23 protein-coding genes and 1 pseudogene are annotated in these 24,267 nt (G+C 59.2%); 12 read left to right on the top strand and 12 right to left on the bottom strand.

Going from position 1 to position 24,267, the window contains the following annotated elements:
- Nucleotides 1-50: 50 nt before the first annotated feature.
- From FN369_RS04800 to FN369_RS04785, 4 genes are read right to left on the bottom strand one after another with little or no spacing between them, the layout of a single operon-like run.
- Entirely contained in the window at nucleotides 51-923 is an 873-nt protein-coding gene (locus FN369_RS04800; RefSeq protein WP_142525061.1) for a hypothetical protein, read from the bottom strand.
- A 27-nt stretch (nucleotides 924-950) separates the two neighbouring features.
- Nucleotides 951-2,222, bottom strand: a complete 1,272-nt coding sequence (locus tag FN369_RS04795) for a TrbI/VirB10 family protein (RefSeq protein WP_142525060.1) — start codon at nucleotides 2,220-2,222, stop codon at nucleotides 951-953.
- 36 nt (nucleotides 2,223-2,258) lie between these two features.
- Nucleotides 2,259-3,260: a hypothetical protein gene (locus FN369_RS04790; RefSeq protein WP_142525059.1), complete on the bottom strand. Its 1,002-nt coding sequence runs from the start codon at nucleotides 3,258-3,260 to the stop codon at nucleotides 2,259-2,261.
- The gene (locus tag FN369_RS04785) at nucleotides 3,257-4,033 is read right to left on the bottom strand and encodes a hypothetical protein (RefSeq protein ID WP_142525058.1); all 777 of its coding nucleotides are present in this window, start codon (nucleotides 4,031-4,033) and stop codon (nucleotides 3,257-3,259) included. The genes FN369_RS04790 and FN369_RS04785 overlap by 4 nt, the downstream gene beginning before the upstream one ends.
- A gap of 275 nt (nucleotides 4,034-4,308) precedes the next feature.
- On the opposite strand from FN369_RS04785, the gene FN369_RS04780 reads away from it, so the two are divergent.
- The 3 genes from FN369_RS04780 (at nucleotide 4,309) to FN369_RS04770 (ending at nucleotide 7,960) form a co-directional block, all read left to right on the top strand.
- Nucleotides 4,309-6,294, top strand: coding sequence for a GspE/PulE family protein (locus FN369_RS04780; RefSeq protein ID WP_246189556.1), 1,986 nt, complete (start codon nucleotides 4,309-4,311; stop codon nucleotides 6,292-6,294).
- Nucleotides 6,295-6,376: 82 nt separating this feature from the next.
- Complete coding sequence (locus FN369_RS04775) at nucleotides 6,377-7,327, top strand: hypothetical protein (protein ID WP_142525056.1); 951 nt, start codon at nucleotides 6,377-6,379, stop codon at nucleotides 7,325-7,327.
- A gap of 42 nt (nucleotides 7,328-7,369) precedes the next feature.
- The gene (locus tag FN369_RS04770) at nucleotides 7,370-7,960 is read left to right on the top strand and encodes a hypothetical protein (RefSeq protein ID WP_142525055.1); all 591 of its coding nucleotides are present in this window, start codon (nucleotides 7,370-7,372) and stop codon (nucleotides 7,958-7,960) included.
- A gap of 25 nt (nucleotides 7,961-7,985) precedes the next feature.
- On the opposite strand, the gene FN369_RS04765 is transcribed toward FN369_RS04770, so the two are convergent.
- From FN369_RS04765 to FN369_RS04740, 6 genes are all read right to left on the bottom strand, one after another.
- On the bottom strand, nucleotides 7,986-8,612 hold the full coding sequence (locus FN369_RS04765) for a hypothetical protein (RefSeq protein WP_142525054.1): 627 nt from the start codon (nucleotides 8,610-8,612) through the stop codon (nucleotides 7,986-7,988).
- A gap of 181 nt (nucleotides 8,613-8,793) precedes the next feature.
- Nucleotides 8,794-8,976, bottom strand: a complete 183-nt coding sequence (locus FN369_RS04760; protein ID WP_142525053.1) for a hypothetical protein — start codon at nucleotides 8,974-8,976, stop codon at nucleotides 8,794-8,796.
- Nucleotides 8,977-9,072: 96 nt separating this feature from the next.
- Nucleotides 9,073-9,354, bottom strand: coding sequence for a hypothetical protein (locus FN369_RS04755; RefSeq protein WP_150003891.1), 282 nt, complete (start codon nucleotides 9,352-9,354; stop codon nucleotides 9,073-9,075).
- 255 nt (nucleotides 9,355-9,609) lie between these two features.
- Nucleotides 9,610-10,875: a hypothetical protein gene (locus tag FN369_RS04750; protein WP_142525052.1), complete on the bottom strand. Its 1,266-nt coding sequence runs from the start codon at nucleotides 10,873-10,875 to the stop codon at nucleotides 9,610-9,612.
- Between the two features lie 26 nt (nucleotides 10,876-10,901).
- Entirely contained in the window at nucleotides 10,902-11,675 is a 774-nt protein-coding gene (locus FN369_RS04745; RefSeq protein ID WP_142525051.1) for a hypothetical protein, read from the bottom strand.
- 473 nt (nucleotides 11,676-12,148) lie between these two features.
- Nucleotides 12,149-12,832: a hypothetical protein gene (locus FN369_RS04740; RefSeq protein ID WP_150003890.1), complete on the bottom strand. Its 684-nt coding sequence runs from the start codon at nucleotides 12,830-12,832 to the stop codon at nucleotides 12,149-12,151.
- A gap of 57 nt (nucleotides 12,833-12,889) precedes the next feature.
- On the opposite strand from FN369_RS04740, the gene FN369_RS04735 reads away from it, so the two are divergent.
- Nucleotides 12,890-13,501 (top strand): hypothetical protein, encoded by a 612-nt coding sequence (locus FN369_RS04735; RefSeq protein WP_178087679.1) that lies wholly within the window; start codon nucleotides 12,890-12,892, stop codon nucleotides 13,499-13,501.
- Nucleotides 13,502-13,770: 269 nt separating this feature from the next.
- Here FN369_RS04735 and FN369_RS04730 read toward each other — a convergent pair whose 3' ends face one another.
- A complete protein-coding gene (locus tag FN369_RS04730) occupies nucleotides 13,771-14,433 on the bottom strand; it encodes a hypothetical protein (protein ID WP_142525048.1) in 663 nt (220 codons plus the stop codon).
- Between the two features lie 70 nt (nucleotides 14,434-14,503).
- Between FN369_RS04730 and FN369_RS04725 the strand changes: the two genes are divergently transcribed.
- From FN369_RS04725 to FN369_RS11480, 6 genes are all read left to right on the top strand, one after another.
- Nucleotides 14,504-16,660, top strand: coding sequence for a type IV secretory system conjugative DNA transfer family protein (locus FN369_RS04725; RefSeq protein WP_246189555.1), 2,157 nt, complete (start codon nucleotides 14,504-14,506; stop codon nucleotides 16,658-16,660).
- Between the two features lie 40 nt (nucleotides 16,661-16,700).
- Nucleotides 16,701-17,093 (top strand): hypothetical protein, encoded by a 393-nt coding sequence (locus tag FN369_RS04720; RefSeq protein ID WP_142525047.1) that lies wholly within the window; start codon nucleotides 16,701-16,703, stop codon nucleotides 17,091-17,093.
- Between the two features lie 38 nt (nucleotides 17,094-17,131).
- Entirely contained in the window at nucleotides 17,132-17,419 is a 288-nt protein-coding gene (locus FN369_RS04715) for a hypothetical protein (RefSeq protein WP_178087678.1), read from the top strand.
- 31 nt (nucleotides 17,420-17,450) lie between these two features.
- On the top strand, nucleotides 17,451-18,047 hold the full coding sequence (locus tag FN369_RS04710) for a hypothetical protein (protein ID WP_142525045.1): 597 nt from the start codon (nucleotides 17,451-17,453) through the stop codon (nucleotides 18,045-18,047).
- Between the two features lie 93 nt (nucleotides 18,048-18,140).
- Nucleotides 18,141-19,811 carry a hypothetical protein gene (locus FN369_RS04705; RefSeq protein WP_142525044.1) on the top strand — a complete coding sequence of 557 codons (1,671 nt, stop codon included), beginning with the start codon at nucleotides 18,141-18,143 and terminating at the stop codon, nucleotides 19,809-19,811.
- A 74-nt stretch (nucleotides 19,812-19,885) separates the two neighbouring features.
- On the top strand, nucleotides 19,886-21,469 hold the full coding sequence (locus tag FN369_RS11480) for a hypothetical protein (RefSeq protein WP_246189554.1): 1,584 nt from the start codon (nucleotides 19,886-19,888) through the stop codon (nucleotides 21,467-21,469).
- Between the two features lie 178 nt (nucleotides 21,470-21,647).
- Here FN369_RS11480 and FN369_RS04695 read toward each other — a convergent pair whose 3' ends face one another.
- Nucleotides 21,648-22,580, bottom strand: a complete 933-nt coding sequence (locus FN369_RS04695) for an AAA family ATPase (RefSeq protein ID WP_246189553.1) — start codon at nucleotides 22,578-22,580, stop codon at nucleotides 21,648-21,650.
- A gap of 265 nt (nucleotides 22,581-22,845) precedes the next feature.
- Here FN369_RS04695 and FN369_RS04690 point away from each other — a divergent pair, with 265 nt between their 5' ends.
- Complete coding sequence (locus tag FN369_RS04690) at nucleotides 22,846-24,045, top strand: hypothetical protein (protein ID WP_142525042.1); 1,200 nt, start codon at nucleotides 22,846-22,848, stop codon at nucleotides 24,043-24,045.
- A pseudogene (locus tag FN369_RS04685) lies at nucleotides 24,042-24,267 on the top strand (hypothetical protein); the annotation flags it as partial. The gene FN369_RS04690 and the pseudogene FN369_RS04685, both read left to right, overlap by 4 nt.

The raw sequence follows: 24,267 nt of genomic DNA, 5'->3' as shown, positions 1-24,267 counted from the left end.
GCCGCCGAGGCGGGCCTCGGCAAAATTATCGGCATGAGCCGATAAGAACTTTATTGGGGTAAGGTGAGCTGGATCACGTCTTTGCCCTCGGGAGCGAGCCGACGAATTGTGTGGCCGCGATAGACCGCTTTGACGGCTCGATTCGGAAGGAACTCCAGGACGACATAATCGCCTTGAGGCGCTTTCACCGCCATTGCTTGGCCCGCTTTCCCCATGGGGATCTCAAGAACCGTGCCGGAGTGTCTCCCTTGGCCTTCTGGCAAAGCGGCTGATTTTATTGGCTCGCCCTCTCCCACCAGGATTGTCGATCGCTTTTCCCTCATCGGCCCGGCGGTCGGCGGGCGTGCCGCGTCCGTCTCCGGCTCCCCTACCCGAATCGAAGGGAAGCTTTTCGTCGGAATATCTTCCTTTTTTCTTTGTAACATGTTCGTGGCAATAGCCTCTCGCGAAGGAGAGCTTGGGAGGGCGTCCGCCATGGCCGTTTCCAGCTTCTCGAGCCGACTGCGCATGCCGACTAGGTCGATCTCCATTCCGTTGTCCCCCGTGCCCGGATTGGCGTCTTCCGGGTTCGGAACGATCATCTGCCCGTTGTCTGCCCGCATGAAGGGCCTTCCGGAGAGTTCCGCCTCTTCGAGAGTAGCCCAATGACCTTGGTCGACTACCGTTCCAACGTAGTGGCCTCCGACCCATTGGCCGGTTTTGGGATCCACCTCGGCTTTCGCCCAGCCCGTATTAATGACTGGGAGCATGTAGACCGGCTTGCTCTTGTCATGCACATCCCGCGGTTTTGTATAGTCGTAGCTGTTTTGAATGAGGGCGGGATCCACGGGAACGGCGGCCGTCCGGTCGTGAGAAGAGCAGCCCACGAATGCGGAGGTGATCGAAATCGCGCCGGCCGCGAATCGCAATCGTTTTAGGAACATAGGCCTCCTTGCAGTATGCCGAAACGCTCATTTCCCATAGTCTGCCTGGGACACGTCGACGTAGTTTTTGAGATAGACCCGGAAGCGCGTTCCAGCCGGGACGAAGGTATACGGCTTATATTGCCCAACATCTTGGTTCACGATCTGCATAAGCTGATTGACCGCTTGGGATCCCCCCATCATTCCTCCCATCACCAACCCTTGCTGCATCATCTGATTGCCGTTGACGCTGCCGCTGGGCATCATGCCGCTGTAGGGGAAGCCGCCGTAGGGCCCATAAGGGGAATAGCTGCTCCCGAGGTAGGGATTCATCGAGAAGAGCGAGGCTTGCATCATCAGGGAGTAGAGCACTCCTTGGGTCAAAGCTCCCAAGAGGGGACCGACCATCTGCTTCCCGAGCTCGCTGATCCGATAGCCTTTAATGCCCTCGGTCCCATCGGTGTGGAGGGCAACGCCGTCCAAAGGGAGGGTCCGTCCATCCTTAAGGACGACGCGATCGAACTTGACCGGCATCCTGTCGCGGAAGGCCGAGTTCCCCTTGGAGGTGCCCAAAAGTCGATCGCCCGGCTCCAGGAGCAAGTTCCCTTGGAAATAGAAAGGAAGCCAGACCGCGGCTACTACGTCGATGTCGGTGTTGGAGCTGAAGGCGGACATGGTTGCCGCCGCTTCGATGATTTCGCCGCGAGGGGCGAAGGTATCAAGATTGATTTTGGACCGCTCGCTTTCCTCTCCCTTGCCCCCGGCGCTCGTCTCCATTGCGGAGTCCGCCAAATTACGGAAAAGGTAACGCTTCTTGGCGACCCGGGTGACGACGGGGGTGCTTTCTGGGGATCCTTCGACGAGTGCATGCTGATTGACTAAGCCTGTTGGAACCGGTGCTTGGCGATTGGGAGGGGGCGACTCGAGCGGTCCCAGAGTGGCCTTCGCTTTTTCCGTTGGCGGCGGATTGAGTTGAATCGGCGGGGGGGAACTCTCTGGTGGCTTTTCATGTGCCTTGGCTATGTCCAGGGGCACGACCGATGGAGCGGCACCAGTCGATCTTTTCTGGACTACGAGCGCCTGCTCCCTGGGCGGAAGGGAGCGTTTCGGAGGAATCGCGCTCAGATGTGCGGGAGCCTGACGCTCCCGGTAGAGCTTGCGCGCATCTGCCACAACCTTTTGGACAAGAGCGTTTACACCGTAATCCGCACCGATCAAAAGGAGGAGAAGCAAAAGGCCGATTCCTCCGAACAGAGCCAACTCCCGATGTTGCGAAAGCCATGCTCGGATTTTCAGGAGATATTGTTGGATTCGAGGCATGAAGTACTACCCGTTTCTATCCACCGGATTTCCGGTTCATCTGGGTTTCCAAACCAACGCAAACGGCTGCTCGGGGGCGAATGGCGGATCAAAGAGGATAAGAAAGCCCGACGTGGCCGCTTTCGGCGGCAGAAGCTCCTTGTTTACGGAGACGAAGTCGGGAATGAAGCGGCTCCCGCCGATCGCAACCCGAAGCGTCGACTCGTCGAGGCGCACGGGATAGGGAAAGGGATTGCGCCAGGCAAAGGTGATGGCCAACGGTCCCGATGCGAATCGATAGAGATAATAATAGTCGAATCCCGTCATCTGGGAGCGCCGGAAGAGGGCCAGCCGTTGGATGTCCCGGGGAGTGATCGAGCCCTCGCGTACCAGCAGGTCGTAGTTTTCGACGACATGCGCGACCTCGGCGACGTCCGCATATTGGCCGGGCTGCTCTCCCCCGCTCCAGGAGGCTTTTTGCACCATCCCGTTTCGCTTTGCGAAAGGCGCGACTCGAATCAATGTTTGGGCCTTTGCGAAGGATTCCTCGACAAAAAGATGGTAGGGCCGCGTCTTCCCGCCTCCAAAGAAGACGATGAGCGAGGTATCTCCTTTGTCCTCGGTCGCTCGAAGGATCAGCGACTGCAACGAGCGTTTGACCGAGATGAGTTTCCCATCGCCGAGCTCCCAGCCGGAAATCGGCTCGGCAAACTCCAAGACAAGAGGATATCCTGGAGCGATCCGCAACATCTCGACCTGCCCGTCTCCTTGATGGATCGTCCGGACCTTGTCTTGAAGAAAGTTTCGCAGTTCGTCCTCGTTGAGCTCATCCGCCCGTCTCCCATTGACGAGGACCGGAGGGGCGTCTTCTTCCACCACTTGCTTGCTTGAACCATTCGGGTTGGAGAGCGCTTCGTTCACCCCGGGAGGCAGGTTCGGTTGGGGGATCGCATCCGACGGGAGAGAGCCGGGAAGCGGCTCCCCGGAGAGTGCATTCCCGAAGACCAAGGGGAGTAAGAGCAGGCCGAGCACAATCCGACTGGTTTGCAGTGCCTTCATGGATGTTTTTCCATCGCGCCGAGAGGGGATTCTTTTTTCAGGAGATCTGGGCTCACGATGGGAGAGGTCAGAGCCCAGGCTTTATCGGCTTCCGCGCCCTTGAACTCTTCCACTCCTTCCAGTCGTAGCCCGAGAGGATTCGTTGGAGTGTTCGGTACTTGGACGAGATAGAAAACGATCACGATCTGCTCGCTGACGATCTCCTGCGCGCCGTTCTCGATCCGATAGCGGGCGCGATCGCATTTGCCGGCGATCGTCAAGTAGCCGGGGTGCTTCGAATCTTCGTAGCGACGGATTTCTCGGAGGGTCCAGACGATCCGTTCCGCGTTCCTGCCGGTGGCGATCGGGCCGTAGTAGTCTCGAAAGACCTTGGCGATGCCGGGTGAGATCTTATCGACGACCTGTTGAATCTCGTAGGAGCCGGGACTCACTTCATAGATCACCTTGCCGATTTGATTTAAGAAGGTGCGGAGCAGCTCTTCGCGGAGCTGGAGCAGCTCGGTCTTGGGCCAGACCACGTAGCCGGGCAGATCGACGATGACCCGCGTGGGCTCGTGGACCTTGAACCAGAGGGCAATCCCGAGCAGGATCAGAGCGACTCCCTCCAAGCTGCCGATGATCAGAAGCCAGGTGTTGACGATGGCGAGATCTTCTTTCCATTCCCAGATCGGTCGGAGGAATGCGGGCAGCCGCAGCTTTCTTCCTGGATAATGGACGTCGTGCTCGTGCTCGGGCGGGCGGACTTCGTGGCCCGTCGTGCTTTGCAATTTCATGAGCCGTTTCCTGCCTAATAGGACGGTCGCTCTCGCCGTCTTTCCAAGCGCGCCGACGGAGAGATCCGTTCCTCCCCGTCGGGCGAATTCCCGAAGGCCGCTTCCCGGCCCGCTGCCTCTCGCCGCGACTTGGAGACCATGCCCTATAGCCGGAATGGGGGAAAATGTCCTCGCACACCGCCGCGTCAGCCAGGCCCTTCCCAGCTTCCTCCGGGACTTCCCGCCCAGTGATGGCCCGCCTGGAAGCCTTTCTTATTCGGAGTCGCCTCGTCTTAGTGGATGCTCTCAAGGCGTGGCAGGCGGAGGAAGCCGCGTTCGATTTAGAGGAGGCTCTGGTGCGCCACAGCCGCACCTTGCCTTGGGAGCGGTGGGCGGAGGCCTGCGCCGGCCAGCCGGAATGGCCCGCTCTCTATCCAGCCGACCCGGACCACCCCCTTCCCCCGGCCGCCTTTTCCCCAATCGGCAGAAGGCTGCAGCGCGAGCTGCATGCGATCCTCCTCTGCGAAGAGCCTGTTTGGTGTGTAGGCTTCCTCAATCCATATAGGTTCGAGGAAGTAGAATCTTTTGCGGCGAGTTGGCTTTCCGACAAGCGGCGAGCCTTCTTTCTGCTCTCCCCCGTCGATTATGGCGCATTGGCGCTTCGGATCGAGCAGGAGGCGGCGAGCTTCCCAGATTGGAACGCAGAACCGCATGGGGAGTGGGCCGAACGGCTTCGACTCGATCCCGCCCTTTATCCGTCCGTCGCGGATCTCTTGGAAGAGCTGCTCTTCGGCCGGGAGCCGCATCCGGTCGTCCCCTTCGGCAGCGTCTCGCACGCAAGTCCGATCCAGGGGCGCGAAGATGCGCTCCTTTGGCGCCGTTCCCAAACCCATGCTTGGGTGCTGACTCCCGAAGTCTTTTCCTCTTCCCTGGTGGATTCGTTGATCGAGACCCTGCGCGCCAAGATCCATCTCGTTGCTTGCGGACCCAACCACTTTGCGCACCTTCAGGCCAAGTTTGAAAAGCCGAGGGAAACCTCCGGCATCGTTTCCGGCGATCCTCTCCATGTTCGGGGTTGGCCTGCAACGGAGCTTCTCACCCTCAATCGGTCGGGCATCGTCCTCTTCAACGCGATCGTGAGTTCCGCTCTCGACATGGGAGCGAGCGACATCTCATTGGAACCAAAAGAAAATCACGTGAGGGTTCGCTTTAGGATCGATGGCGACTATTACGAGCAGGCGCCGCTGACGCGCCCTCAATATGCCGCGTTGCTCGACCGGATGAAGCTTTACGGCAATATGGCCGCCGATGCCAAAGGAATCTTCCAAGACGGCAGTGGAACCCATCTCCATCACGGGATCCGTTACGACCAGCGGTACAGCATCGTGATCGCCAAGGGGATGGAGGAGGTCGCGGCCATTCGCCTTCTCTCTTCCCGGATCCCGAGCTTATCCGATCTCCGCCTTTCTCCCCTCGAGCTCCAAACGCTACTCTGGTTTCTCAAGCAGGGGGAAGGAATGTTCGTTTCCACCGGTCCGACCGGCAGCGGAAAGACGACGACCCTCTATGCGATGCTCCGGGCCGTGAGCTCGGCTCGGCGTAAGGTGATGAGCGTCGAAGATCCGGTGGAAAAGCATTTTCCGGAGGCGGTGCAAATCGAAGTGAGGGAGAAGGCGGGGATAACCTTCGCATCCGCTCTCCGGGGAATCGTCCGTCAGGATCCCGATGTACTTATGGTGGGGGAGATCCGGGATCGAGAGAGCGCGCAGATCGCCATCGACGCCGCCCTCACCGGCCACCAAGTGTTTACCTCGACTCATGCGAACGATGCGGTCGGCGTCGTGGAACGAATTGTCCAGAGCTTCGGCATCGATCGACTAGTGATCGGCTATGCGCTTCGGCTTTCGGTTGCCCAGCGCCTTGTCGGCAAGCTCTGTCCTTTCTGCAAAACGACACGTCCTGCAGAACCGGAAGAGATTGCTCCCTTCCCTCCTGTCCCGATCGCGGAGCCCGTGGTTGCCGAATCTCCGGGTTGCCAGGTTTGCCGAGGCACGGGAATCGCGGGGAGAATGCCCGTCATGGAGCTTCTTCCGGTCGACGGGGAGACGTTGTCCTTGTTCGAAGCGGGCGCGACTCCGAACGAAATTCGTCGCCACAATGAGGGGCGCGGCTTTAAGCCGCTCTCCGTTCAGGCTGCAGAGCTCTTCATGACCGGAACGATCTCCAAGGAGGAGGCCGTTCTCCTTCTCTCCTCCCGCTCGTTCTCCGGCGCGCGCCGGTGATCGCGACGCCCGGAGCGCCCTTTCGTCCAGGGGATGCGCGCACGGTCCCGATCGACTAACAACAAAAAGGAAGATCGCCTTTATGAAGCCCGTCCAAGTCGACTTGGGAAACAGCGCATCCACCCAGGGGCATGTTCCGGATCTGGAACCGCTGGTCCAGCCCATGGGGAAGGAAGCCGTCGACCTGGCAAGCGAGAGCCGTCTTTCAATTGGCGATATCGGACTCGCCGCAAGCAACGTCTGGGGTACGCTTCAAAAATCCATTCCCTGGCTGGTAGGAGCGTTCGGCGTCTACCAGCTTTGGCGGTCGTTGGAAAGCCCGGGGTTGTCGAAGAGCGCCCGGGAGGCGGCCACGGAGCTCGCCTCCCGGCGAGCGTCGTCGCGGGAGACCTTCCCTCGCTCCGAAACTTCCCCCGGTCCGATCGCCGGGTTGCGCAGAGCAGCGCTCGGGGTCGTAGCTGCGGCCGCCTCCTCGATGCAAGATCCCGAAAAGCGGAAGCCATCGGACCCCTTCGCCCTACGGCTCCTAAGAACCGCCACACGGTTCGCCGGGCCCGATGCGGGGATTGCTCTCGCCTTGGAGGAAGCGGGACCCGACGTGATCCGGGGAAGCCAGCTCCTCGCCCGAGGAGACATTGTTCATGGTGGCGGAGCGTTTGCGCGTGCCTTCATCAAAACGTCCCTGACCATGGCCCTGGCCCGTGCGGGAGAAACCGCAGGCGAATGGGCGCTCGGCTCGCTTCCCGCGGGAAAGCCGATCGGTCGCTGGTTGGGATGGATCTTAGGATCGGCGCTGGGCGAGCGGCTCGGCACTGGCGCCTTAGCCGCTATGGAAAGAATCGCTGCTTCCCTCGAGGCGGTGGGAACCTCCGCCGAGAGTCGATCGAAAACTGTCGGTGCGGAGATGTCGATGTCTACCAGAACTTCCTCAACGGCCCCTCCGGAGATTCGAATTGGAGGAGGTACCAGCACCGGCCGAGGCGTCGGTGCGGCTTTTGATCCACGTTCCAGGGAGCGCGGGCTGGGCCGTTGAGGAGGCTCCTCGAGCCCTGCGCACATGCGGAAAGGAGAAAATATGGGAGAGTATGCTCGTCCGATTGAAGTTCGCGGAGGAAAAGGAGGAGGGGAGCTTCGGGCTCCTCAGATGGGGCCTCTCTCCAGCACATCCACTGGCCCCGATTATGCCGGAGCATCGTTAGGCAGCGCACTGGGACAGTTGGCGAGCGGGCAGCAATCTCCCGATGAAGGGGCAAAATTGGGTCCTATCGGACAGGTGCGCCAGGCAGCCCAAGCGGTCACGGCCAAGGCGGTGGAGGGCCTGCGCTCGGTAGGAGAGGAGGCGAGAAAGATGGAGAGAAATCTGCAACAGGCGGTGGGCGAGGGCCTTGCCGAACTGAGGCAGCGGGCTCTCGAAATCTTTACGACCCGTTATCGGCCGAGCGGCTTCGAAGTTGAACGGCAACAACGGGATTTCGAGCGGAGCAAGCTTTCTTTCCATCAGATGCTAGAGACGGGGCGCTTGGCCAAACGCCAAACCGAGCACGCGCTTCCACCTTTGGAAACCGAGGGACTTCCCCGCCAGCCTCACCCTGCGCGCCTTCCGGAGCAGCAACAAGAGCAGAAGCGGCAGATCGTGCGAGAAGGCCGAAATCTGGGGGATAGGTAGAACGGCGGCTGGTGGGAAGCAACCCTCAGGGCTTCGTTCCCGTCGAAGGAGCCATTTGCTTCGACCCCTTTGGATGGATGATCTCATCCAATTCCTCGTTTGCCTTTTCCACAGCCATTTTATCCCCTAGGGCATTGGCGCGAACCAGCTCCGAGAGCTTTTTCGTGATGGCCTGGTTTTGCTCTTTGGTAAACTGGCTCTTGGGCTTCTCCTGGACCAGCATCATCCGTAAATAGTGCTGCCGTAGTGGAAAAAGGGGCGGCGGAACAAAATCCTTAGGCAATAGGCCAAGTTCCTTTTGTGCTTCGAGCATTTCGGGGTAGTAAAAATCAATGGGTATCGATTGGGGTTTGGCCACTCTGTAAGTAGAGAGAGAATCCTTTCGCGCCAATTCGAAGTTAGAGAGCTGGATGAACTTTTTATAGACCTGCTTGTGCATCTCCACCGCTTCACGGAACGTCAGTCCCAGACGAACCCAAGGCGGAGGATCGTTGCCGAACCACTGGAAGCGCCAGGGAACGCGAACATCTCCGTTTGCCGCCAAAACGTACGTAGGAGCCCCCCCAATTCCTCGGCTCACGGGATCTGAATCCCAATTCCGAAACTCGTAAGAGGTGACGCCGTTGGCGGCTTTGAGTTGGGCAACGATCACCTGCGGGACGCCCTGAAAGATCTTTTCCTAGTTCTCGGGTGAAATGTCCGGGGGCCGAGGAGCGGGGGAAAGCGATGGTTCGGCCGCGCGGCTCGGTGACGGCGGAAAGCCAAGTACCAGGGCCAAAGCCCCTATGGCGCAGAAGAACGATCGATGGTGGGGGGAGGAGTTCATAATCTTCTTATGGTTTTGATCGAACGGGTCCGTTCCAGTGAAAGAAGCGGAGGGGGAGATGAGCCACGAGCTCCATTTGTTCGAGCGGCATCACATTCCAACGCAGGTCGTGGCCTACATTGGTGGAAACAGCCTGCCACTGGCCGAACTGACCTGGGAGCGGATTGTAGGCATGGGGTTCGTATTTCACGACGCCGATATGCCCTGGAACATAACGTTTCTGCCGATTCCACGGGTCTTTTGGATCCAATTCGGAATGGCCCGGAATAATGAACGTATCGCCCGACTAGATCTGATTTTCCGGGACCTCGACCCAATTGGGATCCAGCTTCGTGAGGTCTCCTTCCCTTATCGCCTGTTGGAGCGGAGTGAGGCTAGGGGCAAGTTGCAGGCCGTTGGCAAGGCCGCTGTTTGCCATGTAGATCCGGGGGCCTAAGTTCATTCCGGAACCTTGGTGTAAATTGAACCAATCCTTGAAGCAGAGGCCATCGGTGACCGGATCCAATCCGTTCGCGTCGTTGAAATCTTGAAGAGCGAGGGGCTTCTCCTGGCCCAGGATCCTCTGCAACTAACGGCCCTGACTCGAGGAGAGAGGATGCGAGAATTCGGTGGCCGCACGGCGGCGAGAAGACAGAGCGCCGTCGAGGCGGCGCTCAACCATAAAGACCACCGGGCTTTCGCAACCGCAAAAGGCTGCTTAGCTCTTCTCCCAAAGCACATCGCCGGTACCGGCCCGCAGTACAGCGTCCCTATGGCTCTTGCGCCGGAGCGGGCGGATGCTGCAGCCATTTCTGCTCTTCTGCGGCCTTTTCATGAGCCATCCTCAACGCTGCTCTCTCTTCTCAGGTGAACTGGGTGTCTCGGAAGCCCGAGGCACGAAGTTCCGGGGAATGAGCCCAAGCTCTTTCGCGGCTTCGATCCGTTCGGGATACAGCAAGTAATAGTTTACATCGAGACCGATTCCTCGATCCAGATCCCGGTAGCATTCTTGGAGAACTTTTTTATAGTCCTGAGAGCCTTCTATCTGGATCACCTTCTCCATCTTTCGCTTCTCCATCTCGGTCGCCTCTTGCAGGCTCAATCCCAGCGAAGTCCAGGAGGGGACTCGCTTGCCGGAATGTTCGTCCTGGGGAAAGGAGCGATACCAAGGCATGTCGGCCCTCCCGTTTTCTACTCGGACGTAGAAGACATTCGGGCCGTGGATAGTGAATGGGGGGCTCGTACTCCACTCTTTGATATTGTACCAGCTTACTCCCTTGCTGGTCACGATGTGGGCGAGGATGAACACGGGTTTTCCGCCGAAGAGCTTCTGCCAATCGGCTTCGCTGATCTCCTCCGGTCGCGGAGAGGGCTGAGTCTGCCGTCGCTCCTCTGCCAAGGCCTTCTCCTTAGCCTCCAACTCTGCCCGATGTTGGGCAAGAGCCTTCCGGTACGCTTCTCTCTCTTCCTGGGTGAACTGGGGTTTCTCGGAAACCCGAGGCACGAAGTTCCGGGGAACGAGCCCAAGCTCTTTCGCGGCTTCGATAGTCTCGGGATAGAGCAGATAATAGTATACATCGAGACCGATTCCTCGAGCCAAATCCTCGTAGGCATTTTGGATTCCTTCTTTATACTCCTGAAAGCCTTCTATCTGGATCAACTTCTCCATAATTCGCTTCTCCATCTCGGTCGCTTCTTGCAGGCTCAATCCCACCGAAGTCCAGGGGGGGACTTGCTTACCGGAATATTCGTCCTCGGGAAAGCGGCGATACCAAGGCATGTCGGCCCTCCCGTTTTCTACTCGGACGTAGAAGATATCTCTGCCGCCGATGGCACCGCCTTCGACATTCTCATCCCAGTTGTGGATCTCATACCAGCTTACTCCCTTGCTGGTCACGATGTGGGCGAGGATGAACACGGGTCGTCCGAAGAAGAGCTTCTGCCATTCGGCTTCGCTGATGTCTTCCGGTCGCGGAGACGGGCGGAAGTCGTCGGCAGCAAGAATCGGCCGCACGACGGCGAGAAGACAGAGCGCCGTCGAGGCGGCGCTCAACCAACGGATTGGCCCTCTTCTCGCCGGCCGATCCGTCGACTTGCTTTTCTGTTTCATAATCTTTGGGTTGCTTCCATGGAAGATCATCGTCGGGGCAGAGGATCCGGGCCGATCCAATGATAGAACTCCGGCAATTGGTTGCTACGACAGAAATATCGAAAGGAAAAATCCTCCAGCGGTTCCACCTGCCAACCCGGAATGACTTTTCCGTTCTTCTCGTTGTGGGTCGAGACGACCTCCCACTGGTTCTTCTTGGGATTGAAAAGGAGGATCCCCACATGACCAGCAAAGTCCACTGGCTGCGGTGGTTGGTGTTTTTTCTTTATGAGTAGAGTATATCCAGGAAAATGAACAATGTCGCCGCTCTGTAGTCTCTCTACAAGGAGTCGAAGAAAATTGTCGTCACCGGCGAAAAGACCATATCGCAGTTTCTTGTCAAACAGGTCCTTCTCCCCGTCCGTCAACTCGTCCTTGAGCGGCCTTGGGCTCATATGGGGATTCCGATTCTTGAGCTCTTTGATCTTCTCATTATAAAGATCAATTTTCGTGTTCAGAGCTTGGACCCGAAACTTGGGTGTTGCGCCTGCCCACTGATACAAGCGCAAGACGCTATCGAAACAAAGCTCCTTGCTTTGGCATCCGGTTCGCATCTCCTTCTCCAATTCTGCCACCACAGCTTGATTCACCGGATCGAGTTGCTCCGGGAGCGTTGCCGGGAGAGAGTAGGCTTGGTTTTGCACCCCGGAGTTGGGAGCGGTTGCCAGCTGCCCCATGGCGGCCGTGGCGCCGGTATCGCCCATGGCATAGGCCCAGGCGGGCCGGTCGGAGAAGTCGTTCCCAAAATTCCGGGAGGCCATTGGTGCGGCCTGGTAACGTTCGATCTCCGTCCTGGTGGATATCCGGGCTTTTTTCAGCGTAGGCGGATCAGTGTTGCTCTGGGCGCTTGCGTCGGAGGAATCCAGGTTGTTGTCGGCATTGTCAGCGCCCGAAGGCTGGGAGCTCGGGTTTGGTCCGCTCGAACCTTGCTGCGAGTCGGGCTGCTGCGATGCGCCTCCTTCGCAGCAGCCGGTGGCCGGCGCCGAGGCCGGGCTTGGTGGATCGCTTGGGAGGATTTCCGCCATCTGAGCGGCTGCGGAAGCTGGGAGGGAGAGGAAAAGGAATGGGATGAGCGAAGCCGCGGGGATAAGCGGAAGCCGGGATGGTCGAGCGACTTTTGCCCGAATAGGACAATCCTTGACGGGGATGGACCCGAGCGGCCCCTCTTGCCGCGCTCAGCTTCACGGAATCTCCGAAATGCGCAGGAGGACGTCTTTGCGTTTCGCAGCTGCTTTCAACCTTTGGAAAGCGGAGGAAGCGGAGCGCTCCCGCTGAAGACGAGCTCTTCGGCCGCTTCTTTGATCTGAACGGCGTCGCGTAAATCTCCGATGACCTGGTAGGGGTTTTCTTCTTCGGAAAATCCATCCGAGAGAGGCGCAAAGAGCTCCTGCACGTCCCGCGCGGCTTGCGCCACGGCTGCGACATCCTCCATGAGCGCGTTGCGCCCCTTACCGAGCAGAGGGAGATAGTCCCTCAGGAAGAAGCTCGCCCCTTCATGCAAAATCCATCCCATCATGGCTGAAATCGGCAGAGAGAGCTCCCCTTCACATCGATTGGCGGACCAGAGTAGATAGCGCCAGAGGTAATCGGTGGCCATCACCGAAATCGCTTGATGGATCAACGAGCTCGCCTTGAGGGACTCCTTCCAACTCGCCGCCAAGCTTCCGTAAAGGCCGATGTGCTCTTCGCAGAGCCGTTCGACGACGCGCGACTGACCGAAATAGGCGACAACCGGTGGATAGGTCGTCAGCCAGAGGGCAAAGGGGTGTGCTTTCTCCGGAGGGAACGCCAAGGCGACCGGTGTCCGCAGGTCGGGATCGTCCAACAGAGCAAAAAAGGCCAAGTTCCCCACCTCTCCTGCGATCGGAAAGAGCGGGCGATATTCGAGCGGCTCGCGATCGTCTCCATTCATCTTCATGTTCTATGAAATAGGTTGCCTAAGGAGACTGCTGCGGAAGGGAGGAAAGTTTTTTCGATGGAGACGGCAAAAGACTCGAAAAACAGCCAAATAGCCAAGAGCCCGGATGAGTTTGCCCAGAAGCTCCGCTTTCGGAGAAGCCTGCGGGAGGCCGCGAATCTACCGCCTCTTCCCCCTGCCCTTCTCTCCCTCGATAGAGTGCCAAAAACGGGCGCCATCGCCGCGAGCCCAGTCGCCGCAGGCTGGCTCCATCTCTGGTCTCCACTGGAAAGATGGCCAGAGCCGTTGCGAGAGGTCTATCGACAAGACGTTTTGGCTGCTTTCCCATCCCAGCGAAAGAAGGAGACTCCCGGATTGGAAGAGGTGGTGCTCTGCCTGGCGGTTTTTCGCTGTCCCCAAAAAGGTTTTCGGCTGGAAGAGCGGAGCTGCCTCTTCTACTGCCGGGGGATCTGCGCGCTCGCCACGCTCCACCGGCGCGGGGACGAGCCGAACCCCTCCTTGAGTCTGACGAGCATCGGCTACTACATGGGCATGAGTCGGCAGCGGGCTTCTCTGCTCTCGAGTCGAGCCCAACTCTTTCTCGAGAGAGAGATGCGGAGCAAACGCGGTTTTGGCGAACTCCGTCCTCCGAGCAAGCAGCGCAGAGAATATCCCCTGGGAGACGGCTGACTCGACCTTCCCGGCGGCCGCGGGAGCGAACACCCAAGCTGCCCAGGCAGCGGAAGGAGTAGAGTCGGCGCTCACCATCCGAGCCGAGAAGGGCGCCGCTGTCGCCGGCACGACATCCCGCAAAACGAAAAGGGCAACGCAAAGAAGGTCGATGGGCAGAAGCAGCGTATTGCAGAATGGATCGGCCCAGCGGAAGAAATGATGGCTGGTGGCCAATGGAGATCGGCCGCTGGTCCGGGCGCGCGAAGAGCACAATCCCCCTTCGGAGTTCAACTCTTCCTACGGCGATGGAGACGCCAAAAGACGAAGAGGGCGAGGGATTCTGCGGCGATCGCCAAGAGAGTGGCTCGTGTCCAGAAAAATCCGAGTGTGGCACAGAGAAAGGAGGTGGCCGCCAAGAGCGCCCCGAGTCGGGCGGGGCCACGGCTCGATGCGGGGAGGGCTCGCCAGAGGGACGGCAGATCGCGAAAGATATCGACGAATTGGATCCCCTTTTGCAGAACGGCGTGGGGATCGATCTCTTTGGCAAGCGCTTCGACCGCCTCGAGCTCCCGTTGGTTTTCCAACCGGAGGACCAACGGTTCCGGGCAGCCGGGAAGATAGAGATACCCAGAGAAGGATCGTGGGGTCGTCTTGCGGCAGACGCTGAGTGAAAGGATTCCGGCCGCTGTTTTTGCCGGAATCGAGCGCCGCTGGCACCGCTGCCGGAATTCGTCAGCGCTGGAGATTCCGTAGGCGAGCCAGGCTCCTTCTCGAAAGAGGAGGCTCCGACCGCCTCCTGCGGGAAACGAGATTACCGATGTGCCGTCGGGCCACCGTTCCGGCCAATCCGCGGGCTCCGATCGGAGGACGAAGCCGTCGATCCGGCCTTCGCCGACCCCGCGGATCCAAGAGCGCCAATGGGCCGGCCACCTTGCGTCTTCGTCGGCCATACTACGAGAGACGATAGAACAGGCGCACCGTCGGATGCGGAAGCCAGGATGTCCTATAGGAATTGGCAGAATGCTCGCAAAACTCCAAACCATGGGCCGGGTTCTCGGCAAACGGCTGCTCTCTCCACTCTCCGTCGATCCCAAGGCGCCCAAGGCGACGGCAGCGGCGCGAACCCGAGGCCTTGACTATTGGAGGCGTTCCCCGATCGCCGAAGCCGCCTATGGGGAACTGCGGTTCCGCGTGGCCACCGAACCCCAAGAGTTCCTCGACGAGCAGGGGAAGCCTCTAACGATCAAAGACCTCTATTCCCATGTAAGCATTATTGGAGGCTCCGGAGCTGGAAAGACCCGCTTCGTTCTCACGCAGATGCTCGAGAGTCTCTTTCGGGCGACCGACCTACGGAAGGCCGAGGTGCGCCGAGAGCGGAAGATCGCAGGCTTCATCCTCGACGGAAAATGCGAGCTTACGGAAATCGTCCGGTGGCTGGCGGATCGGTACGGCCGGACAGAGGATATTCTCCTCTTTGGACCCGATCACGATCTCGCCATCGATCCTTTCAACGATCCGGATGCCCTTCCTTCGGAGCTTGGCGACCTGATGATCACGCTCAAGCAAGCGCTCGACGACGGGAAGAGCGCGCAAGATCCTTTTTGGGATGCGGCGGGTCGGAAGCTCTTCACCGCTCTTTTCCAGCTCCATCGGGCGTTGGTGCGGGCGAGCGAAGAGGGGATGGTCGAGAATCCTCCCCCTCCCATGTCCTTTTCCCTTTTAAATCTGCTTGTCATGGACCGAGGCTCGCCGGCCAATCAAGGGCAGATCACGCATGCCGAGGCAACGATCAAGGAGCTTCGGGAGAAGGCATTCGTCTCTTTCGAAAAGCTCTCTCGAATCACGAATCGGATCGAGCCCGAGCTTCCTCTCCTCCTAACTCTGGTCAAGAAGAGCTTGCGTGGCTGCCAAGACGGAGGCTTTCCGGAAGACGACGAGAACAGGGAAGCACAGCTCCTTCGGCGGAGCGCGCTCGAGACGGCGATCCGGCTCATCGATGGCGATCCGCAACCGAAGCTTCGGGGCGCGCCGGCTTCCTACAATATCGTCGGCTATTTCGCGCGGGTCCGCACCCTCCGTTCCATGCTCTATTCCCACCGGGTCGACGAGAACCTCTACGAACAGGCGGTTGGCATCATCGGAGAGGTCGCGGACCGCTTCCGAGGGCTCATCAGCCACTGCGGCCTACTTGAGGATCGAGGAGGGGAGCTGCGCGAACTCCTCCTCGACTTCCTCGGGGAAGCGGAGCACGGAATCGCCCTGCTGCATGAGCTCAAGAGCATGCCGATCCCGGAGCCCGAGTATGGGCCGCTTCAGAAGTGGCTGGAGCAATACGAGCGGGTCCTTCGGACACAAGGCAAGGAGCCGAATTCCGACGAGATCTATCTCTACTTCCGAGGAGAGTACCTCAACATCGCGAACGAACGGACAGCCGGCTCGATTGGAATGACGGTCTCTACGCTCACTTCGCTCATGACACAGCCCCCCTTCAGCCGAATGGTCCAGCCTGGCGGAAAGCTTTCGTTCCGCCAGGTGATCGACGAGGGGAAGATCGTAGTGCTCGACATGAATTTCGCGCGCTGGCGGAACGCGGCGAAGGTAGCGAGCCTCTTGCTCAAACTCGACTTCTTTCGGACGGTGCTCGCTCGGAAAGTGTTGAAGAAAGAGGACAAGACATCGATCAACCAGGAGCGGCCCGTGATCTATCTCTGCGATGAGTTCGCCACCGTTGCGACGACCGGCGACTGGACCGGCGAGCGTGGCTTTTTCGACAAGGCGCGGGAATACCGTTGTGCCTGCATCGTTGCTTTCCAGTCGCTGGCGGTGTTGGAAGGGCGACTGCCGAAGCCGGAGATCGACTCTATTCTCACCAACACCGCCACCATGATCTTTCTTCGAAATCCGCACACCGAGACCAATGAATTTGCTTCGCGTCTCTTCGGAGAGGTGGATCGAAGCGACGGCTACCTGGCCAGAGGAACTCAAGAGCTTCTTTTCGACCTCAACAAGCCGATCGCCTCTCAAGACTTTCAGATTAACTTCCGGAAAGAACCGCTCTACTCTCCATACGTCTTTCCCAAGCTCAAGGACGGAGAGGCGATCGTGAAGCTCCATCCTCGTTTCGGAAAGCGGAGCTTCAAGCGGGTTCAGTTTCTCCTGCATCTTATTCCTCGATGAAGCAGTGATCTCGTAGAAACCGGAGAATCGGAGGAGACCCATGTTCGAGCAGATCCAGAACCCCACCGCCGGAGTCAACCAGCAGAATCTCCAGATCGTCGGTTTGATTTTTTTGGCGCTGATCTCGGGCGTCCTGACCGTGAACGGGGATCGCCTCTTCTTTGCGAGCACGGTTTCCGGAGGCTCGGAGCTCTGGCTCGCATTTCCGGTTGCCGTGGCCTATCTCCTCGCCGGCTCGCGATCGGCTGCGGATCTCGCGGTATTCTGCTTCTACACGGTGATTTTCTCTGTCGGGCTTCTCGGGATTACCCATCTTTATGCGCGGTATATCGGCACGCCGCGAAGAATTCGGGCGATGGTGGAAGAGGGAGAATACCAAGCAGAGCTCAAGCAACGATACACCGAGGCGATTCGCGCAAAAAAGGGGCAGTAGCGCCGAGCGGCTGGATCGCTCCACGAAAAGCTATGTCAGTGAAATCATCGATCCCATTTTCCCGATCCGGCCCACGCAGCCGTCTTTTCTTCCTAGCCTTCGTAGCGTTTCCGGTCGTCCAAAGTGCGGCGGCTCTTCTCTCTCGCTCCCGGCGGGATGCGAGCCGGTTTCTCTTCCAAGGCGTTGCTTACGCCGCCGCAGCCGGATGGAGCAAGGCGGGCCATGACTTGGAGCGGTGGGTACTCGAGTTGGGCGCCATGTTGGAAGGAGGCGTTCATGAGATTGGAGGGCGCAAGACCACCGATCCCTTTTCGCTCTTCCGTTAAACCGAAAGGCGGAAAACGTTTCGAGCAGGTTATGCCGCGCGAACCAGCCAACGAAAGCAAGAGAGAGCTGCCCGAGAGTCCGAGTCGGATTGTCTACCCGGAGGATCTCGCGATGGATCTTTTCAACGGCGGCCAGCAACCCGTTTCCTTGCGCCAAAGGGCGCTTCTCTTCGAGGCCTATTTTGTTCAGCGCCTCGGGGAGGATCTCCCCCGCACGAGCAAAATGGAACCGGCGTTCCCTGCCATCGTAGTCGACCGGCGGTTCTTTTGCGAACTCCTTGGCGGATCCTACCCGATCTGGGCGCGCATGCTCGACGAGTCGCCCGACGCCTGGTCGGAATGGTTCGTGATCGATTCGGCGGCCGATCCGGAATCCGTGCTCCTCTCGATGCCGATCGAAGACGCTGCGGTCGGGGAACACTCGCTCGACTTCCTGGCTCGGTTTGCGAATCATCCGCAGGGAGAGCTTCTCTTCCCGGTCTGCCGGCGATTGGCTGCGGTCTGTCAAGCGCTCCATCGCCGCTGGCGCGAGCGCTCCGTTCCCTTCATCCGTTTCGATCGGCTCCCGAAAGAGTTTGTCAACCGGCGCACCCGCCTCCTCCAGGTTCAGGAATCCTCCGTCCGATAAATGGAAAGGGTCTGTGGGCGCTCGATTTTGTAATGCACATGCGGTCGCTGCCGATACCCTTTTCTCCGCTACGGGTTATCCTATAGAAAGGGCATGAAACGGAGTGCTTCCCTCGGTATCGCTCTTCTGGTCGCGGCCGTGGCGGCGTCTCTTTGGCGGGCGCCGCACGCGGGTGCGCAATACCCCGTGACCGTTACCTCGTTCACGGGACAAGCCGGCCTGCTGATGCAGCAGATCCAGCAAGGGATTGCTTGCATTCAGCAGACCAACCAGCAGATCCAACAACAGACCTTGCTTCTCCAGCAGATGGAACAGGGGACGAAGAAGAGCGCCGCCCAGCTTGCAAACCTGAATCAATTGAAGGGCTACGAAGCTCAGCTTAACCAGAGCCCGCTCGCCGCAATGAACCTCCTAGGCGCGATGGGCGGCCCGTTGGGTATGGCCTTCAACGGCGCGGGGCTAGTCGGAGCGGGTTTGGGCTATATCGGCAACCTGATGGGCCTCTCGGGCATGCCGCTGGGCATGTCCTGGATGCCGCCATTCCTCCTCACGGGACTCAACGCCGCCCAGTTGGGGGCCGCACAGCTGCTCGGGAACCAGTTCCTGGGGAGTGGGAGCCCCACCCTCGGCGCCATGCTCGGAAACCTCGGGACGATGGCGACGGCCTTTGCACCCATGTTCCTTGGAGGATCCAATCCCCTCGCCATGATGGGCGTGGGTGCGCTCGGCAACTTGGCTTCCCTCGCCACGATGGGGGCATCGGGCGGGCTGAATGGATTGGCGCTTCCGGCCACTCTCTCCGGCGTTCTTCCTTCTCTCTTGGGTGGAGCATTGATGCTGGGCAACGGAGCATTCGTCCGCCCGTCGAATCCAACCGATCCCGCCTACCAGACGGCGATCTGGCAAGGAAGCGGTCCGCAACAGGCTGCCTTTTGGATCACCCAAGCCGGGCTGCCGAATGGATCGAGCACAACGAGCGGTCTTTACCATCCGATCACGGGCCCCAACGCGAACGCTGCCTACGGCATGAGTCCGGTCGCTCCCGATATCTTCACAAATGGGGCTTGGGGGGCCGTTCAGCGGTACCAGATCAACCAGTCCCAAAATAGCGGAGGAAGCGGCACCGGCATCGCCAATCCCCTGGACAGTTATGCCCAGCAGAATCTTCCAGCCATTCAGGCAGCGCTTCTGACCACTCCTCCCGGCGAGCCGGTGATCCCGCGTTCCACCAGCGCCTATGGTGTTTTGCCCGCGGATATCGCGATTGTCCCAGTTCAGTTTGGGGGCGGCTCGTTGGCGGGAGCTGCAGGAACTTTGGTCACCGGAATAGGCGCCGCCATTCTCCAGACCTTCCTCGGTCAGATGGCGGCAAATCTCCAGCGCATTCAACAAAATTATGCGAGTGAGCAGATCAACCGCCAACTTTACCAACACACCCAGAGCGTGATTGCCACCTTGCAGGGTCTGCAAAGCGCCGCGCAAGGCTTGGCGGCCAGTTTCCAGGGTAACCCGAATCTTCCCATCGCGCAGCTGGCTCAGTTTCGGATGCTGGTCAATAGCGAGATCAATGCGAAACATCAGCACCTAAACACGCTCCAGCAGCAGATCGAGCACCATCGACAGACGCGTTATGGTCTTCTCCAGGAGCATGAGCATATCCGCCAGGCCATGCGGCAGCGGACGATCCTCGATGGCGGCGGAAGCGCCAGCGCGCTGCTCAACCAGATCAACGGACGGGTGAACGCCGGGAGTAATGGTGCCTGAGGTTGTCGCTTGCCTGGGACAACAGGAAGACGGCGGCATCACAAACGGGAGGCGACCGAAAATTGAGAAGCCCAATGCGCCAATTGCTCCACCGGCGTCTCCCCGGGGTCGCCCTTTTGCCACTGCTCTTTCTCTTTTGCTTTCTCCCGGAAAGCATCGCGGCATCTTCCGGGACCGGCGGCTATCAGCAAAATCAAGCATTTGAGGCCTCTCCCCTCATGGAAGCGATTATGCAGTTCGCTTTCCAGATGGGGACGCTCCTCCGGCAGAATGGGCTTGCGATTGCGCAAGGGGTCATGCCCTACGTTCTCTTTTCGGCCGCCACCTTCGCCGGTTGGCGGATCCTCTTCGGAAGACCGATTCTCGATGAGCTCTTAGACTATACCTTGCTCGCCTTTCTCGCCTGGCTTCTTATTTATGCCCAGGCGCCGCAGCTTTTGATCGACCGCTATCGGCAAGCACTGATTACCAGCGGTCAACAGATCGGCTTGCAAATCGCTCAGATGGCAACGACCGATTCCGGAGTAGCGACTCCGAGCGGTCCCAATCCGGCAGTCTGGTGGTTTCACTGGATTGGGCTTCCCTCGGGCGGACCGGGAGGTTCGGGGGCGCCAGCCTCTTCTGTTTCGCCGGAACAGTTCAAATTCGGTCCCGTCTATATCGGTTCTGTGATGTTTCAGAACGTCTTCCATCTATCCGGCAGCGGACAAACCAGCAATCCTTTCGAAAACATCCAGCTCTACCAGCAGCTCAAAACCGCGTTGCAATCCTTATTGGGTGCTTTGGGAATCGGCGGAGGAAATCCGAGCCCGAACGAGTCAACCAATTGGAACACCATGCTTCTCTACGGGATTCCCTTGATCACATCGCTCGGCATGGTTCTCGGTCTGATCGTGACCGCGGCTATCTTGGCGATCAGCGCCGTCTTCACCCTGGTTTTTACCCAACTCTTGATCGTTGCAGGAAGCGAGATCGCCTATCAATCCCTCCTCGCCTTCGGACTGGCGATGATCCCCTTTATCTTCTTTACGAGCTTCCGGGGGGTTTGGCGCCCGATGCTGCAAGCGCTGGTCGCAACAGCCCTCGTCCCGACCCTCTATTTTATTTTTTCGGGGGTCGGATATGCCCTCGCGCAAACGATCTTTCATTTCATGTTTGGTTCGGGACAGCAGCAGGATCATGCCGTGCTCGGCTGGGCGGTCCCGACGATTTTGCAGGCGATGGTGGGTTGGCCGACCCTCACCCCGGGGAGCTCCAGTTCGGTAACCGATTCCCCGAACAGCGTGGCGGGTTCGGTGATTAACGTAATCCAACAAATTGTCGGGCCGGTTGGACAGGGACTGTCGCAACTTTTGACGGCGAGCTTGCGAGGTCTGCTCGAGGTGGCCGGAGCTTGGGCCTTCTACGGACTGGGGGTCAACATCGTCGCGGCCTTCGTCCATGCGGGCTCGATGTTTCCGTTCGTCGCGGCCCGCATCGCCTTCGGTTGGTCCTCGGCATTTGCCGACATGGCGGGTGCCTTGCTGGAAGGGTTCACCCAGAGTTATAGCCGTATCCATGGCGCGGTCACCGAAGGGCTGCGAAGTGCCGGACAAGATTCGATCGGGCGTGTCAGCGGTTGGGTCCAATCGGTCGCCTCTCGACCCGGTCCCCGGTAAAAAGCGTTGGGGTTGGAAGAGAGATTCTCAGTCGGCCTCTCTCCCGCGGAACCAGCGCCTCGCCGATCTCGATGGCTCTCGGGAAAGGAAGAAGACGGTCCGTGGCAGCGACGTCGAGATCGGACGAGATCCGTTCCCTAGCCCGCTCTTTGGGGCTCGTCCGCTATCGGGCCTGCGGTTAAGCGGCCTCGGCATCTCTCTCCCCCGCCTCGGACTGCCGATCTGCTGCAAGAATCAGGGAGCGCACGCGCGCCGCCAGCGCCATTGGGTTTTCTTCCAAATACCTGCGATCTTGCGGTAGCGGGACGAGGCCCATGGTCAAAAAGCGGCTCCACTCCAAGAGAGACAATCCGCGGCGGCGTATCCGCCAGCAGTCGCCAAGGAGACGGGTAATCTCGGGCGGAGAGGGTTTCTTCTTCACACCGGGGTGCTGACGCAATTGATTCGCAGCGTCGAGCAGGGGTTCGCAAAGAGCCTTTGTAGCCCAGGGTAAGGTACTCTGGATCAGGCGGAGCTCGGTTTCCGGGCTTGGCCAGCCCATGTAGATCATGCGGCAGCGCCGGATCAGCGCTTCGGTTGCATCCCGAAGATCGTTTTTCGTGATCACCACGAAAAGATTCTTGGAATCCGCGCGCAATTCTCCGCCGAGTTGGGGGATCATGACGGCCCCCTCGTTGAGAAAGTCGAGGAGAAAGCTATCGACCGAGACGTCGGCCTTATCGAGTTCGTTCAGAATCAATACCGTCTTGCCTTCCCGAGACGAAGAGATCGAGTGCGGGAGGAGTCCCGGGACGAGCCCCTGCCCGTCCAGCGCCCGATCCCGAAGGAGCTCTTCTTTCCCGCAGCCGGGAAAAAATTGGAAAAGATAGCGCTTGGCTCCTAGTGCCCGTGCGAGGGCCTTTCCAAGAAAGGTCTTTCCGCAGCCGGGCGGCCCATCGAGCAAGACAGCGGAGAGCGATTCATCCTGCCCCATGGAATGGGCGGCGCATTCGACCGCTAAGATGGCCGCCGGGTCGGTCAAAATGTAGTCGGGGGGAAAGGAAAGCTTGGAAACCGGCTCGAAGCTCTTTCGTTCCAATGCTTCCGAGCCGGCTATCATTGGATTCCCCATCGACCTACTACATAGGATATGGAACCAATTCGTTTTTCCGTCATCCCGTTTCCGAAGGAAGGAAGAGTTTGCCAGGTCCTAAAAGGGCAAGTCCTCGCTCAATGGTTGCAGAAGGGTGAGCAATCTCGGTCCAGTGCCGATCTCAATCAGGGAAAAAACGAGCGCCAAGAATCGTGTCGCCCGGAGAGCGGAGAGAGGGGCAAACTAGACCGGAGCCGATGAGTCCGTTCGTGTCCTGAGCCATGGGTCGGTCGCACATCAGACAATGCACGAGGTCAATGGATTTGCCATCCTCAACGATGGGGAGGTGGCGCTGGTGTTGGGGAACAATTCCGGGGGAGGAAAGGTCATCCGAATCGCCTCACCATCGCTGAGCCGTTCCGGAATGGAAGCGCTGAGCCGCACTTCGAACTCCCTTCGCCAACAAGCGCGGGAGCTCGCCAGCGAGCCGGAACTGAGAGAGCTGCTAGCCGAGGGGCTCTCGAAAGCGCAGGAGGCCCAAGAAGCCCGCAGCGATAGCGCAGCCTGTCAGGCCACGGCGTATGCGTTGCGCGATCGGGACTGGCAGTACAATCGGGAAGTGCTGGCTCAACTGGCGACCGTCACCGATCGGATGGGAAGTCCGTGCGCTCCGACTCTGGATCTGGAGTCGGAGCGAAAAGTGGAAGGGGCGATTCCGGGCGAGCGTATTCCCTCGTTCGAGGAGTTCATCACGAGTGCTCACCGAAACTTGTCGAGAGCAGAGCGAATCGTTTTAGCGAACCTTTACGAAGAGTTGGCGGGCGCCTACCGGAGCCGATGCAACGCGTTCCTGAGGTACGGAGCGGCGTCATCGGATGCGGAAACGGCACTGCGGCGAACCAATCCTTGGTTGGCAAAGGGCTACTACCGACCGATGAAGGACAGCCGGGAGAGGATTCTCGCCGATGCGCAAGGCCGGATCTTCTTTGAGTATGTCAATCCGGCGACTCCTACTCGCTGGGCCCGAAACTGCGCGAGAGCGAGCGCCCTCGCCTGCGGCACCACCGGAGAAGAGGCGGACCGCTTCGCGGAGCGCTTTCGCTTTTGCGACATCCTGAGCGGCGAAATCTGTGCCGGGGCGCGAAATGCCGCTTCGCACTTCGCTCAGGTTTTGGCCAGCAAGAAGGTGACCGATCCTTATGCTCGGGCCTTTGCAATCGTATTCTGGTCTGTCAAGGATTTTTTGGACAGCCGAAGCGGAGAGTATCCGGAGGTGACACAGGGCAGCGCGCTCCGCGAGGCGGTGGGCAAGGCCGCATGCTTGCTCGAGTTACCTCAGGTGCGGAGCTCGGTCGAAGAGGAACTCAAAAAAGCAGAGCGATGGAAACGTGCCCAAGAGCGACAGATCGAGCAACTTCTTTCGAAAAACGGATGGAGGAGCAGCCGAGAAGAGCGAGCAACGACTGTCGACCGCTTTCGGAGCGGATGCGATCGAGGACGATGAGTGAGACATCGCCGTCCTACGAAAAAGAAATGGAAGTTGCCGCAATGGATTTGGAGAAACGACAAAGCCCGGGAAAACGTCCTATCGATTGGGCGAAGGAAGTTGCCTCTTATCAGGAAGCCTTGCGTTTGGAAAAGCTCGCGCTTCTTGCGGTTCCCTCTGTCCGGGAAGTTTTGGTCGAGCGGCTCCTGAAGATGCACGAGCCGAGCCGCCAGCGGCGGG

The sequence above is a fragment of the Methylacidimicrobium cyclopophantes genome (genome assembly GCF_902143385.2).
Classification (GTDB): Bacteria; Verrucomicrobiota; Verrucomicrobiia; order Methylacidiphilales; family Methylacidiphilaceae; genus Methylacidimicrobium; species Methylacidimicrobium cyclopophantes.
This window is presented reverse-complemented; position numbering and strand designations above follow the sequence as displayed.

Coding starts and splice junctions, on each gene's coding strand:
- FN369_RS04800 (WP_142525061.1), bottom strand. CDS start 923: ATGTTCCTAAAACGATTGCGATTCGCGGCCGGCGCGATTTCGATCACC.
- FN369_RS04795 (WP_142525060.1), bottom strand. CDS start 2,222: ATGCCTCGAATCCAACAATATCTCCTGAAAATCCGAGCATGGCTTTCG.
- FN369_RS04790 (WP_142525059.1), bottom strand. CDS start 3,260: ATGAAGGCACTGCAAACCAGTCGGATTGTGCTCGGCCTGCTCTTACTC.
- FN369_RS04785 (WP_142525058.1), bottom strand. CDS start 4,033: ATGAAATTGCAAAGCACGACGGGCCACGAAGTCCGCCCGCCCGAGCAC.
- FN369_RS04775 (WP_142525056.1), top strand. CDS start 6,377: ATGAAGCCCGTCCAAGTCGACTTGGGAAACAGCGCATCCACCCAGGGG.
- FN369_RS04770 (WP_142525055.1), top strand. CDS start 7,370: ATGGGAGAGTATGCTCGTCCGATTGAAGTTCGCGGAGGAAAAGGAGGA.
- FN369_RS04750 (WP_142525052.1), bottom strand. CDS start 10,875: ATGAAACAGAAAAGCAAGTCGACGGATCGGCCGGCGAGAAGAGGGCCA.
- FN369_RS04745 (WP_142525051.1), bottom strand. CDS start 11,675: ATGGCCTCCCGGAATTTTGGGAACGACTTCTCCGACCGGCCCGCCTGG.
- FN369_RS04740 (WP_150003890.1), bottom strand. CDS start 12,832: ATGAAGATGAATGGAGACGATCGCGAGCCGCTCGAATATCGCCCGCTC.
- FN369_RS04735 (WP_178087679.1), top strand. CDS start 12,890: ATGGAGACGGCAAAAGACTCGAAAAACAGCCAAATAGCCAAGAGCCCG.
- FN369_RS04730 (WP_142525048.1), bottom strand. CDS start 14,433: ATGGCCGACGAAGACGCAAGGTGGCCGGCCCATTGGCGCTCTTGGATC.
- FN369_RS04725 (WP_246189555.1), top strand. CDS start 14,504: ATGCTCGCAAAACTCCAAACCATGGGCCGGGTTCTCGGCAAACGGCTG.
- FN369_RS04720 (WP_142525047.1), top strand. CDS start 16,701: ATGTTCGAGCAGATCCAGAACCCCACCGCCGGAGTCAACCAGCAGAAT.
- FN369_RS04710 (WP_142525045.1), top strand. CDS start 17,451: ATGCCGCGCGAACCAGCCAACGAAAGCAAGAGAGAGCTGCCCGAGAGT.
- FN369_RS04705 (WP_142525044.1), top strand. CDS start 18,141: ATGAAACGGAGTGCTTCCCTCGGTATCGCTCTTCTGGTCGCGGCCGTG.
- FN369_RS11480 (WP_246189554.1), top strand. CDS start 19,886: ATGCGCCAATTGCTCCACCGGCGTCTCCCCGGGGTCGCCCTTTTGCCA.
- FN369_RS04695 (WP_246189553.1), bottom strand. CDS start 22,580: ATGGGGAATCCAATGATAGCCGGCTCGGAAGCATTGGAACGAAAGAGC.
- FN369_RS04690 (WP_142525042.1), top strand. CDS start 22,846: ATGCACGAGGTCAATGGATTTGCCATCCTCAACGATGGGGAGGTGGCG.